We start from the raw sequence: 12,390 nt of genomic DNA on the forward strand, positions 1-12,390 counted from the left end.
GGGGCGTGAAGCCGCCCGGACCGGACGGCACAAAAGGTCACGGGTACCGTGCGACGGCCCGAGGAGCCGGTCCGGCCGGCCAGTTGGCGCGGACGACGAAGGAGACCGTGATCAGCAGCGCCCAGGAGACCCACTTCGACACCGACACCGGTTCCCAGCCGTGGAGTTGGTACGGGTAGCGCCAGGCACCGAGGTAGGTGGCCACGTTCTCCGCCAGCCACAGGAAGAATCCGACCAGGGTGAAGGACAGCGCGAGCGGCATGCGGTGGCGCCGCTCGCCGACCGTGAAGTACGTCCAGGTGCCCCAGGTCGCGCACAGCAGCAGGCAGCCCAGGACCCAGCGCAGGTCCGGCAGCCAGTGATGCGTGAGGAAGTTGACGTACAGGCAGGCGGCCAGTACGGCGGTGAGGCGGGCGCGATAGCCCGTGAACGACAGGTCGAGCAACCGCCAGGTCCGGCAGCCGTAGCTCCCGACCGCCGCGTACATGAACCCTCCGTACAGCGGAACCCCGGCCACCTTCGTCAGCGCGGGCTCGGGGTAGCTCCACGCCCCCACGTGCACCTTCACCAACTCGAAGACCAGGCCCAGGACATGACAGACGGCGACGACCGCCACGTCCCGGCGGGTCTCCCAGCCCAGCAGGTGGCACACCGCCGTGAGCAGCACGCCGTAGGCGAGCAGCAGGTCGTAGCGTGCGACGGGGAGCGGCGGCAGCAGCCGCACGACCGCCATGCCGCCGAACAGCGCGACCGCGAAGGCGCAGCAGCGGGCCTGGACCCATCCGAACAGTGCCACCTGACGGACGAGCACCCCGACGCGCTGCTTGATCTTGGACATGCCAGGTAGACGTCTGCGCGGGGCCGGCGGTTGCGGTCCCGGCAGTACTGCGTCGGGTCGTTCAGGCCGTGGTCACCGGCGCGCCGGCCTCCTGGCCGGACTCGTCCTCGACCGCGTACGACAGGAAGTCGTCGACCATGCGGTGGAAGAGCGTGGCCAGCTGCCGCAGTTCCTCGGGCTTCCACTCGGCGAGGGCGAGCTGCATGCCGCGGGCTCCGGCGTCCCGGACCCGGCCGACGGCGTCCCGGCCGGCCTCGGTGAGCTGGATGCGCTGGGCGCGGCGGTCGTCGGGGTCGGGGACCCGGGTGACGTAGCCCGACTTCTGCAGCTGCTGCACCGTACGGGTCACATGGGACGCCTCGACGCCCAGCCGCTGCGCCAGCTCCCCCGGCCGCAGCGCCTCGGAGTCGGCGACCTGGCGCAGCAGCGCGACCGCGGCCCGGTCCAGCGGCACACCGGCGAGCGCCATCAGCCGTTCGTGCTGCCGGGCCCGGGTGCTCAGGTAGGTGATGCGCGTCAGGGCACGCTCGATCTCGACCACCTCCGGGGACGCGGCGGGGGCGACGGGCAGCGGTTCTGTGGGCATACCCACCAGTTTACCAGATCGTTGCGTAACTCAAGTAAGTTACTGCGCACACCTACCCGGCCCACGGCGCCGAGACTACTCGACGGCCCCCGCAGACGACCGGATGGGCTGGGGTCACACGTCCCCCGGGACGTCCCCCGCGTTCCACGGGACGCGGGGACGGCATCCTGACGGGTCGTCACGGAAACGCTCAGTGTCGTGATCACGCCTCGTGGTCACGCGAACGACAGCCCGGAGGTTTCGATGATCCGACGGACCCTGACGAGCGGCCTGCTGGCGACGGTCGCGGTGCTCGCGTTCCTGCCCACCGCGGCCGGCGCCGCCGAGGCGGACCACGCCGTGCCGCAGCCGGCGCCCACCGCCTCCGCACAGTACTCCCTGCCCTCACTGCTCCCCGCTCCCGCCCCCGCCCGGCACAAGCCGGCGAAGCAGCGCAAGGCGCACCACAAGACCCACCGCACGTCCCGGCGTGCGCACCGCACCACGCACTGCACGCACCGCGTCCACCGCGCCGCCCGGCGCGCCGTGTACCGCCGCGGCCTGCCCGCCGTGGGGCGCGTGACCACGCACCGCCTCGCCCTGAACGTCCGTTCCGGCCCGGGCACCGGCTACCGCGTGGTCGGCCACCGGCACGGGAACCACCTCGTGGCACTGACCTGCAAGACGCACGGGTCCCGGGTGTTCGGCAACCACACCTGGTACCGGCTCACCCACCACAGGGGCTACGTCTCCGCCCGCTACGTACGGGTCGGCACCGCCCTGCCGTGGTGCTGACGACTCCGCCGACCCGCCCTGCCCCCTGACCGCCGAGGCCTGTTCGGGACCACCCGTCTCCGAACAGGCCTTCGACGTGCGCCCGTACCTCACCCTCCTCACACCTCACCCCAGGTTGCGGCTTCCACTTCCCGGGAAGCCATTGCGACAACAAGGATGAAACGCACATAGCGGAATTGGAGTCGAGGGACGCACCATGCGGCAGCCCCAAGAACCGACCACGCCGGACGAGCCGTTGGTGGTGAGACTGCGCGAACTGAAGGACCGTACGGGACTGAGCCTGGCGGCGCTGGCCGCCCGCACCCCCTACAGCAAGTCCGCGTGGCACCGCTATCTGGCAGGCACCCAGCGGCCTCCCCGCTCGGCCGTGGACGCCCTTGCCCGGATCGCGGGCGTCGATCCCGCCCCCGTACTGGCACTGTGGGAGGCCTCCGACGGGCCGCCGGACGCGAGCCCTCCCGAAGACGGCGGCCAAGTGCGCCCGGGCCGGAGCAGGTTGGGGCGACTGCCGGCGTTCGCCCTGCTGACCGTGGCCGCCGCGGGCGCCGCCGCGTTCGCCGTGTCCGCCCGGCACAGCCCGCCCGGCACACAGACCGTCACGGCTTCCCCCCGCTGCCACGGCAGGTCCTGCGTGGGCGAGTTGCCCGACGTGTCGGCCTGTGTGCGCGACGCGCAGACCAAGAGCACGGTCACCGACACCGCGTACGACGTCCGGCTGCGCTACTCACCGGCCTGCGGCACCGTCTGGTCGGAGGTGCGGATGCACTCCCCGCACACCCGGGAGATCTCCGTGCGCGCGGGCGAGGACGTGCTCTCGGCGACCTATCCGGCCGAGGACTCCACCGGGAACACCAGCCCGATGCTCGCCGTGCCGTCGCTGCGGGGCGTGGAGGCGTGCGCGGAGGTGGACGGCGAACTGGCCTGCACGGGCCTCGATGTGGAGGAGGCCGGGGAACGGCGGTGAGACGCGCGGCGCCGCGCCCCGGGTCCGGACACGGCGCCGCGCGCGGGCGCGGGCGTGGGCGTGGGCGCGGGCGCGGAGACGGTCAGCCGGCGGCGATCACCTCCTGCCGCGCGCCGCCGGACGCCGGCTGCCTCGCCGAGCGCAGGGCGGCGAGGCCGATGAACACCATGGACGAGACGCCGGCCAGGGCGAAGGCGGTGAAGCCGAAGTCGCCGTTGCCCGCGGCGAGCAACTGGCCGCCGAGCCACGGGCCGAAGACGGCGCCGAAGCGTCCCATGCCGGAGGTCCAGCCGACGGCGGTGGCACGGTTGTCCGGGGTGGAGCGGATGGACACCGTCGCGTAGATCATCGCCTGCGCGCTGTTGAGGAACACGCCGGTGAGGAAGACGACCAGGAAGGTCACGCCCAGCGGCATGCGGACGCTGAGCAGGAAGACGCCGGCCGCGGTGAGCGCGAACCAGAGCGCCGAGATGCGCGGGGCGCCGAGGCCGTCGGCGGCGCGGCCCGCGACCAGCATGCCCACGATGCCGCCGAGGTTGAACAGGACGACGAAGGTCAGGGCGGACCCGAGGTTGTAGCCCTCGCCACGCATCAGGGTGGGCAGCCAGGTGGCGACGCCGTAGACGAGGAGCAGACCGCCGAAGGAGGCCAGCCAGTACAGCAGGGTCTGGAGCCACTCGCCGCCGCGGAACAGGTGGAGCAGGGCGTCCCAGCGGCCGGCGGCCGTCTTCCCGCCGGCCGCGGCGGGCAGTTCGACCTCGTAGCGGGCGGCCAGCGCACGGGCCTGATCGGTGCGCCCCTTGGCGACCAGGAAGCTCAGCGACTCGGGCATCATCCGGGCGAGCACGGGGACGAACAGCAGCGGGAGTACACAGACCCAGAAGGCGGAGCGCCAGCCGACGGGCTCGACGAGCCACTTGGCCACGTAGGCGGAGAGGATGCCGCCGGCGTGGTGGGCGGTCATCAGCGCGCCGATGGTGAGGGCACCGCGGCCGCCCTTGGCGTAGTCGGAGACCATGCTGATCGCGGTGGGCAGCAGGCCGCCGAGCCCGACACCGGCCAGGGCCCGGCCGAGGCCGAAGACCTCGACGCTGCCCGCCATGGCGCACACCCCGGAGGCCAGCGAGAAGAGGGTGACGCAGGCGATCATCAGCTTCCTGCGACCGATCCGGTCCGCGACCGTGCCCGCGGTCAGGGCGCCCACGAGCATGCCGAACGTGGCGTAGCTGCCGAGGTCGCCGGCCTGGTCGGGGGTGAGGCCGAAGGTCTTGGTCGCCAGCAGGTGGGGCAGCACCGAGCCGTAGATGAACATGTCGAGGCCGTCGAAGAGCACGGCCAGCCAGCACAGGCCGACGACCAGGGCGGCCAGTCTGCTGCCCCGGGCGGACAGGGCGGAGGAGGAGGACATCGTTGTTTTCCTCTCGTCCAGGAGGCGTTCCCTGGAGGGGACGGTGGTGCGCAAGACGCTAAGCAGCCGGAGACGGAGCGTCAACATTTTTGTCAACAATCTCATCGACAATCGAGCCGCCTCGGCGTCCTGCGTACCCGGAAGGGCTCAGGCCACCGGTGGCGTGCCGTGGGTGTGGAAGGACTCGATGGTCTTCAGCCCCCACGCCTGCCCCTTGGCGCGCTCGGCCTCGGTCCATGTGATCAGCGGCCAGTCCGGGGCCAGGACGAGGCGGGTGAGCGGGTTGCACAGCTCGATGCGGTTGCCGCCCGGCTCGTAGACGTAGAGGAAGAACGTCTGCTGGATGGCGTGCTTGTGCGGGCCCGTCTCGATGAACACACCGGTGTCGATCGCCAGGTCGGCGGCGCGCAGGATGTCCTCGCGGGTGTCGGTGGCGAAGGCGATGTGGTGCAGCCGTCCGGTCGAACCCGTCCGGTCGGACGTGTAGACCACGTCGTACGACTTGTTCGTGAAGGTCAGCCAGCGTGCCGCGATCTTCCCGCTGTCGAGCCGGATCTGCTCGGTGGGCCGGGCACCCAGGACGAGCTCCTGGAACTCGGCGTTGGCGAGCACGTCGCCGGCGAGGAAGTTGATGTGGTCCAGGCGGCGCACGCCCACACCCCGGTCGGGCTTGGCCTGCGGCTGGTTCTTCAGGGCGGGCTTGAGCTCGTCGGGGGCCCGGTAGTGCTCGCTCTCCCAGTACAGGGCGTGCTCGTGCCCGTCCGGGTCGGCCGTGACGTACAGCTTGCCGAGGCCGGGTTCGTCCTCCACCCAGCGACCGGAGCCGCCCGCCTCCTCGATCGCCTCGATACGGCGGCCAAGGGCCTCCTCGCTGGAGGTGCGCAGCGCGAGCCGGCCGAGGCCCGGCCGGTCACGGGCGGTCAGGACCAGGCTGTGGTGCTCGTAGTCGTCGAAGGTGCGGAGGTGGACGGTGTCCCCGTCCTGCCCGTTGACGGTGAGCCCCAGGTAGTCGGTGAAGAAGACGACACTGGCGTCCAGGTCCGGGGTGAACAGCTGGGCGTGGCCGATATGGGCGATGTCACCGAGGGGCGGGGCCATCGTTGCCTCCAAGAGGGCGTGCGGCGGCGGGGGCGGCAGAGCGTGGGAAGACCGTGCCGTCGAAGAGCTTCCGGGCGGTGCGCACCACGGCGGTGCGGCGGGCGGCCGGTGGGGACCCGTCGGATCCGGGGTCGACGCGGGTGTCGATGTCCAGGAATCCGGTGGGGTGTTCGATGCGCATGCGATCGCTTCGGGCGGGTGGCCGGGCGATCCCCTCCCCCACGCCGCCGGGCAGGCGCAGGCCCGCCGCCACGCTCGCGGCGCCCAGGACTCCGATGGAGGTGTGGCAGCGTACGGGGATGAAGGTGCGGGTGGTGACCGCGCCGCCGTGCCGGGGCGGGGCGAGCAGGCTGAGCTTGGGCACGGTGGTGGAATCGACGTCACCGAGGCCCATCAGCCGTCCGGCCGTCAGCCGGATCTCACGGAGACGGCCGGCGAGCGCCCGGTCCTTCTCCAGGTCCTCGGGCTCCTCGTAGCCGGTGACCTGGACTGCGGACGCCGGGATGAGCACGGTCGGCATCCCGTTGTCCACGCAGGTCACCGAGGTGCCGGCGACGGTGTCGCGTACGTTGCCGGTGGGCAGCAGCGGGCGGCTGCCCTGCGGGAACCGGATGCCCACGGGGGCCGCGCTCCCCGGCACCCCGGATATCTCGGCGTCACCCGTGTAGTCGACGCGGCCGCCCGGGGTGGGAAAGGTGGCGACGGCCGGTTCTCCCGTGTTGAGCATCCTGATCCGCACGGACGTCTCCCCGTCACCGGGGGCCACGAGCCCCCGCTCGACGGCGAACGGCCCGACCCCGGCCAGGAGGTTGCCGCAGTTCTGCCGGTCGCTGACCTCGGGCCGGTCGACGGCGACCTGGAGGAAGAGGTAGTCGACGTCCACCTCGGGATCGTCGGACACCGAGACCACGGCCACCTTGCTGGTCAGGGGGTGGGCCCCGCCGATGCCGTCGATCTGACGCGGGTCGGGGCTGCCCATGACGCGCAGCAGCAGGTCGTCGCGTGCGGCGGTGTCCGCGGGGAGGTCGTCGGCCAGGAAGTAGGCGCCCCTGGAGGTGCCGCCGCGCATGAGCATGCAGCGCACCTCCGCGGGCCCGGTCACGCCCCGGCTCCGTCCTGCGTGTACTGCTCGTACGTCCGGTACGTCACGCCCAGCCGGACGAGGGTCTCACGCAACCCGTACCGGTCGAGGCCCAGTTGGCCGTCGGCGAAGGCGGCGCGGGAGGCGGCCTCCTTGGCCGCGCGGACCTCGGACGCCTCGACCGCCTGCCGGGCCCGCTCGCGGGGCACGACCACGACACCGTCGTCGTCGGCGAGGATCACGTCGCCGGGGCGGATCAGCTGGCCGCCGATCGACACCGGCACATTGACCGAGCCGCCGGTCGCCTTCACGGTGCCCTGCGCGGACACCGCGGCGGACCAGGCCGGGAAGTCCAGCGCGCGCAGCTCGTGGGTGTCGCGGATGCCGGCGTTGATGACGAGGCCGCGCACTCCGCGCCGCTTCAGCGCGGTGCCGAACAGCTCGCCGAACATGCCGTCCGTGGAGGGCGAGGTGGTGGTGACGACGAGGATGTCACCCTCGCCGCACTGCTCGACTGCGGCGTGGATCATGAGGTTGTCGCCGGGCCGGCTCAGGACCGTGACCGCGGTGCCGGCGATCCGGGTGCCCTGCTGGATCGGGCGCAGGTTCACGGGGAGCAGGCCGGTGCGGCCCATGGCCTCGTGCACGGTGGAGACGCCGTGACCGGCGAGCGCGTCCACGTCCCCGGGGTCGGCCTTCGGCGGGTCGGTGACGATGACGCCGCTCACGCCAGTTCCTTCGCGATCTGCGGGTAGGGACGCATGTACGCCTCGGCCATCGTCCTGTGGGCCAGGCCGAGGTTGGGTCCGGCGTTGCGCTTGAGCTGCACTCCGCGGCGGACTGCGAGGTCGGTGTAGTAGTCCCACAGGTGCTGCTGGGCACCGAGGCACTCCATGGCCCTGCGCTTGGTCTCCCACGCCTCGGTGATGTCGAGGAGCACCTCGGGCCTGAAACCGCTCATCTCCGGCTGGTGCGGCTCGAAGCAGAAGACGGGCGGGGCGCCGATGATCCCACCGGGGCCCGGGTAGCCGATGGCCTGGGCGAGGACGCGGGCCTCCAGTGCCATGCGGTGGGCGGCCGGGTGGTCGCCGTTGTACGGGTCCTCGGCGGGGTGGGTGAGGACGATGTCGGGCTGTGTCTCGCGGTAGACGGCGACCAGTCGGTCGGTCAGCTCGGCGCTCGCGACCAGAGGGTAGTCGCCGGCGTCGAAGAAACGGACCTGCGCGCCGAGGGCGGCGGCGGCCTTCTCGGCCTCCTCTCGGCGTATCGCCTTGATCTCCTCGACGTTCTTCCCCTCGCGCCACGCCTTGGCGGACTCGCCGCGCTCCCCGAAGGTCAGGCACACGATGGTGACCTTCTCGCCCCGGGAGGCAGCCAGGGCGACGGCTCCGCCCGCCCGCCACACGAAGTCCCCGGCGTGCGCGGTGACGACGAGGGTGGACCGTGGTGGGGTGGACCGTGGTGGGGTGGACGGTGGTGGGGTGGGCGCGTTGGGGTGCGTCATGACAACCATCTCCTTGATGGACAGGTGTGCGCCCACCACCCCGGGCATCAGCCCCGCAACGCGTCGATCACGCTCGTGAGGTGGGCGCGGACGGCCGCTTCGGCCGCCTGCGGGTCCCTGGCCGTGATCGCTTCGATCATCGCCAGATGCTCGTTCAGGGACTGCTGCGGACGCCCCGGCCTCAACGCCAACTGGAAGCGGTGCCGCACCAGTTGGGCGTTCAGCCGCTCCAGCAGCTCGACGGCGGTCCGCTGGCCGGAGATCTGCCGGATCCGGTCGTGCAGTTCGTGGTTGAGCTCGGAGTAGGTCACCGGCTCACCGTCGGCGACGGCCTTCTTCATGGCCTGCCCGAGGTCGGCGAGCCCGGTCAGCTGCGCGTCGTCGGCCGTGACGGCCGCCTTCGCCGCGCACAGCCCTTCCAGGACCATGCGGCACTCCGTGATCGCGACCGCTTCCTCCACGGTCACCACCCGCACCCGCGAGCCGCGGTTGCGGATCCGCTCGACCAGTCCCTGCGCCTCCAGATCGATCAGTGCCGCCCGGATGCTGGCCCGCGTCACACCGAACTGCTCGGCGAGCTCGTTCTCCACCAGCCGCTGAGCCGGTGCCATCTCGCCGTGCAGGATCGCCTGCCGCAGCTGCGCCAGCGCATGCTGTTTGGCCTGCTCTCCGGTGGTCGGACGGGCTTCTTCCGGCATCGTGCCCTCCCTGAGTGAGTGCCTGTCGAACGTAAATCTAGCCAAACAAGATTGTCAACAATTTTGTCCGCCGTATTGCCCGCAAGGAGGGGCGGCCTCAGCCCGTTCGATAGAGGTCGCTGAGCAGTTCGATCACCGCCTGCAGGGCGGGGTGGGGGTCGTCCCGCCACCAGGCCAGGCGGACCGCGACCGGCTCGGCGTCGCGCACCGGCCGGTAGACGACGCCGGGCCTCGGGTACTGGTTCGCGGTGGACTCCGCCGTCACGCCGATGCAGCGGCCGGCGGCGATCACGGTGAGCCAGTCGTCGACGTCATGCGTCTCCTCGACGACCGGGCGCGAGTCGGGCGGCCAGAGCTCCGGGGTGCTGGTGCCGGTACGGCGGTCCACGAGGAGGATCCGGCCGGCCAGATCCGCGAGCCGGACCGAACGGCGCCGGGCCAGCGGATCGTCGGCGGCCAGGGCGCACAGTCGGCGTTCGAGGCCAACGACGGCCGAGTCGAACCGGCGGTCGTCCAGCGGCCTGCGGACGACCGCCAGATCGCAGACACCTTCGGCGAGGCCCGCGGAGGCCGAGTTGACGCGCACCAGGTCCAGGTCGGTCCCGGGGTGGGCGGCACCCCAGCGGCGCTGGAAGGCGACGGTGTGGCGGCCCAGCGCCGACCAGGCGTAGCCGATCCGCAGCCGGGTGTGCCCGGAAGCGGCCTCCCGGACCAGGTCGGCCACGTCGGCCAGTACCCGCCGGGCCTGCGCCACCACGCGCAGCCCAGTCGCCGTGGGGGTCACCTCCCGCGAGGTCCGCCTCAACAGCCGCGTCCCCAGGGCCTGTTCGAGCGAGGCCAGGTTCCGGGAGACCGCGGCCTGGGAGACGCCGAGGGCGATCGCCGCGTCGGTGAAGGTGCCCTCGTCGACGATGGCCACGAGGCAGCGCAGCTGCCGCAGTTCCAGATCCATGCGTCCAGCGTATAGATCGGGGTGCGCATGCATTTTGCGCAAGCTCCGCGGCGGCACACCATCGCGCCATGCGACAAGCTCCCGAACACTCCGCGGTCGCGGCGCCTCAGGCCGCCCCGCCCCCCGCTCCCGAGCGCCGGCGCCTGACCGGTGTCGCCGCCATGTTCGGCAGCGGCCTGTCCAACCAGACCGGCGCCGCGATCGGCTCGCTGGCCTTCCCCGTCCTGGGGCCCCTCGGTGTCGTGGCGGTGCGCCAGTACGTCGCCGCGCTCGTACTGCTGGCCATGGGCAGGCCGCGGGTGCGGGCCTTCACCCGGCAGCAGTGGTGGCCGGTCCTGCTGCTGGCCGTGGTCTTCGGCACCATGAACCTGACCCTGTACAGCGCCATCGACCGGATCGGCCTCGGGCTCGCGGTGACCCTGGAGTTCCTCGGCCCGCTCGCCGTCGCACTGGCCGCCTCGCGCCGCCGGCTGGACGCCGGGTGCGCGGTGCTGGCCGCGGCGGGGGTGGTCGTCCTGATGCGCCCCCAGCCGTCCACCGACTACGTGGGGATGGGCCTCGGCCTGGTGGCCGCCTGCTGCTGGGCGTCGTACATCCTGCTCAACCGGGTCGTCGGCCGACGCATCCCGGGGGCACAGGGCGCGGCGGCCGCCGCGGGGGTGTCCGCCCTGGCCTTCCTGCCGATCGGGGCCGTCGTCGCCGTACGCCACCCGCCCACGGCCGGTGCCGTACTGTGCGCGGTCGCGGCCGGGGTCCTCTCCTCGGCCGTGCCGTACCTCGCCGACCTGCTCACCCTGCGCAAGGTGCCCGCGCAGACGTTCGGGCTGTTCATGAGCGTCAATCCCGTGCTCGCGGCCGTGGTCGGGTGGGGCGTCCTCGGCCAGGGCCTGGGCGTCTGGGAGTGGGCGAGCATGGGGGCGGTCGTCACCGCCAACGCGTTGAGCATCCTGACCACGCGCGACTGACGGAAATTAGCTTGCTTGACTCAAGTAACTCACATGTGCTTGCCTGACTCAAGCAAGATGCCCGGACCGGAGCCGCCCTGAGCGGGGGCGGCTCCCGCGCGTCGGACCCGTGGGGACGGGGATCGGCGCGGTCCTCGGGTCGGCCGCCGGTTCACTCCCCCCGTCCGACGGCGGCCCGAGGACACCGCCTCCCCGGCGCGCGCCCGGCCGCCCCAGCCGCGAGTCCCCGCCAGAAGTTTCGGAGACAGCCAGAAAGTGAGTCGCCCCATGACCACGATGAAGTCCGTCCGGACCGGTGGCGTCGGCAAGATCGACGTCGTGGACGTCGAGCGCCCCGCGCCCGGTCCGAGGGACGTGCTGGTGAAGATCCGCGCCTGCGGCATCTGCGGCACCGACGTCACCTTCCTGCACATGGGCGGGATGCCGGCGCGCGCCCACCTCGGCGGCAACCTGGTATCCGTCGCCCTGGGCCACGAGCCGGCCGGCGAGATCGTCGAAGTGGGCGCCGACGTCACGGACCTGAAGGCCGGCGACCGCGTGGTCGTCAACCCGCAGGACGCGCCGACCGGCATCATCGGCTGCGGCGGCAGGTACGGCGGTATGAGCGAGTACCTGCTCATCGAGAACGCCGTCGTCGGCAGGAGCGTCGCGGTGTTCCCCGACACCGTGCCCTTCGACGTCGCCTCCCTCAACGAGCCGATGGCCGTCTCCCGCCACGCCGTGAACCGCGCCGAGGCCGAGCCGGGGGACAAGGTGGTCGTCTTCGGCGCCGGACCGATCGGCCTGGGCGCGGCCATCTGGCTGAAACTGCGCGGCGTGGAGCACGTGGTAGTGGTCGACGTCGTCCCGGGACGGCTGGAGAAGGCACTGGCCGTGGGGGCGGACGCAGTCATCGACTCCTCCGAGGAGGACGTGACCGCGCGCCTGACGGAGCTGCACGGTCAGAGCACCAACGCCCTCGGCCAGCCCCGGCCGGGCACCGACATCTACATCGACGCGGCCGGTGCCGCGGCCGTGTTCAACACCGTGGTCGCCAACGCCAAGTGGCACGCCAGACTGGTCATGGTGGCCGTGCAGAAGAAGGGCACCGAGATCGACCTCGGCGGCATGCTCCGCAGCGAGCTGACCCTCGTCGCCTCCCAGGGCTACCCGACTGAGATCTTCGAGGTGACCCCCGAACTCGTCGAGCACCACGAGCGCTTCGAGAAGTTGATCAGCCACCGCGTCCCGTTCGCCGAGGCCGGCCGGGCCTTCGAGCTCACACTGACCCCGGGGGCAGCGGAGAAGGTCGTCGTCACCTTCGACGAGTAAAGGCGCACCTGCGGCCGAGCACATGGGCAACGTCTTCCTGAAGCCGGGGCTGCCGCCGGGTACCGGCGGGCACAGCCGGGTACCGGCGGGCACAGCCGGGTACCGGCGGGCACAGCCGGGTACCGGCGGGCACAGCCGGGTACCGGCGGGCACAGCCGGGTACCGGCGGGCACAGCCGGGTACCGGCGGGCACAGCCGGGTACCGGCGGCC

Annotated in this window: 13 protein-coding genes and 1 pseudogene; 5 read left to right on the top strand and 9 right to left on the bottom strand. The window is 72.1% G+C overall.

From position 1 onward, the window contains the following. Positions 1-37 precede the first annotated feature (37 nt). Both ACIPSA_RS38970 and ACIPSA_RS38975 read right to left on the bottom strand, forming a co-directional pair. Positions 38-838 carry a DUF817 domain-containing protein gene (locus tag ACIPSA_RS38970; protein ID WP_402643741.1) on the bottom strand — a complete coding sequence of 267 codons (801 nt, stop codon included), beginning with the start codon at positions 836-838 and terminating at the stop codon, positions 38-40. A 61-nt stretch (positions 839-899) separates the two neighbouring features. Then, positions 900-1,424 carry a MarR family winged helix-turn-helix transcriptional regulator gene (locus tag ACIPSA_RS38975; RefSeq protein WP_402643743.1) on the bottom strand — a complete coding sequence of 175 codons (525 nt, stop codon included), beginning with the start codon at positions 1,422-1,424 and terminating at the stop codon, positions 900-902. A 243-nt stretch (positions 1,425-1,667) separates the two neighbouring features. Here ACIPSA_RS38975 and ACIPSA_RS38980 point away from each other — a divergent pair, with 243 nt between their 5' ends. Together ACIPSA_RS38980 and ACIPSA_RS38985 are read left to right on the top strand one after the other, a co-directional pair. Next, positions 1,668-2,198, top strand: coding sequence for an SH3 domain-containing protein (locus ACIPSA_RS38980; RefSeq protein ID WP_402643746.1), 531 nt, complete (start codon positions 1,668-1,670; stop codon positions 2,196-2,198). A gap of 196 nt (positions 2,199-2,394) precedes the next feature. Then, on the top strand, positions 2,395-3,162 hold the full coding sequence (locus ACIPSA_RS38985; protein ID WP_402643747.1) for a DUF2690 domain-containing protein: 768 nt from the start codon (positions 2,395-2,397) through the stop codon (positions 3,160-3,162). An 82-nt stretch (positions 3,163-3,244) separates the two neighbouring features. Here the strand turns inward: ACIPSA_RS38985 and ACIPSA_RS38990 are convergent, their stop codons facing one another. The 7 genes from ACIPSA_RS38990 to ACIPSA_RS39020 all read right to left on the bottom strand — a co-directional run bounded on the left by ACIPSA_RS38990 (position 3,245) and on the right by ACIPSA_RS39020 (position 9,903). Further along, positions 3,245-4,570 (bottom strand): MFS transporter, encoded by a 1,326-nt coding sequence (locus tag ACIPSA_RS38990; RefSeq protein ID WP_402643748.1) that lies wholly within the window; start codon positions 4,568-4,570, stop codon positions 3,245-3,247. Between the two features lie 147 nt (positions 4,571-4,717). Then, positions 4,718-5,668, bottom strand: a complete 951-nt coding sequence (locus tag ACIPSA_RS38995) for a VOC family protein (protein WP_402643750.1) — start codon at positions 5,666-5,668, stop codon at positions 4,718-4,720. Continuing rightward, complete coding sequence (locus ACIPSA_RS39000; RefSeq protein WP_402643752.1) at positions 5,649-6,770, bottom strand: 4-oxalomesaconate tautomerase; 1,122 nt, start codon at positions 6,768-6,770, stop codon at positions 5,649-5,651. Before ACIPSA_RS39000 ends, ACIPSA_RS38995 begins: the two co-directional genes overlap by 20 nt. Continuing rightward, positions 6,767-7,477, bottom strand: a complete 711-nt coding sequence (locus ACIPSA_RS39005) for a 4-carboxy-4-hydroxy-2-oxoadipate aldolase/oxaloacetate decarboxylase (RefSeq protein ID WP_402643754.1) — start codon at positions 7,475-7,477, stop codon at positions 6,767-6,769. The genes ACIPSA_RS39000 and ACIPSA_RS39005 overlap by 4 nt, the downstream gene beginning before the upstream one ends. After that, positions 7,474-8,253, bottom strand: coding sequence for a PIG-L deacetylase family protein (locus tag ACIPSA_RS39010; RefSeq protein ID WP_402643757.1), 780 nt, complete (start codon positions 8,251-8,253; stop codon positions 7,474-7,476). The genes ACIPSA_RS39005 and ACIPSA_RS39010 overlap by 4 nt, the downstream gene beginning before the upstream one ends. A 47-nt stretch (positions 8,254-8,300) precedes the next feature. After that, on the bottom strand, positions 8,301-8,951 hold the full coding sequence (locus ACIPSA_RS39015) for a GntR family transcriptional regulator (protein WP_402643760.1): 651 nt from the start codon (positions 8,949-8,951) through the stop codon (positions 8,301-8,303). 97 nt (positions 8,952-9,048) lie between these two features. Continuing rightward, entirely contained in the window at positions 9,049-9,903 is an 855-nt protein-coding gene (locus ACIPSA_RS39020; protein ID WP_402643762.1) for a LysR family transcriptional regulator, read from the bottom strand. Positions 9,904-9,971: 68 nt separating this feature from the next. Here ACIPSA_RS39020 and ACIPSA_RS39025 point away from each other — a divergent pair, with 68 nt between their 5' ends. From ACIPSA_RS39025 to ACIPSA_RS39035, 3 genes and pseudogenes are all read left to right on the top strand, one after another. After that, entirely contained in the window at positions 9,972-10,868 is an 897-nt protein-coding gene (locus tag ACIPSA_RS39025) for an EamA family transporter (protein WP_402643763.1), read from the top strand. A 267-nt stretch (positions 10,869-11,135) separates the two neighbouring features. Then, positions 11,136-12,179 carry a zinc-binding dehydrogenase gene (locus tag ACIPSA_RS39030; protein ID WP_402643765.1) on the top strand — a complete coding sequence of 348 codons (1,044 nt, stop codon included), beginning with the start codon at positions 11,136-11,138 and terminating at the stop codon, positions 12,177-12,179. 22 nt (positions 12,180-12,201) lie between these two features. After that, positions 12,202-12,390, top strand: a pseudogene (locus ACIPSA_RS39035) (hypothetical protein); the annotation flags it as partial.

Origin of the sequence: Streptomyces sp. NPDC086549 (assembly GCF_044746205.1) — a bacterium.
In the GTDB taxonomy this organism is placed as follows: domain Bacteria; phylum Actinomycetota; class Actinomycetes; order Streptomycetales; family Streptomycetaceae; genus Streptomyces.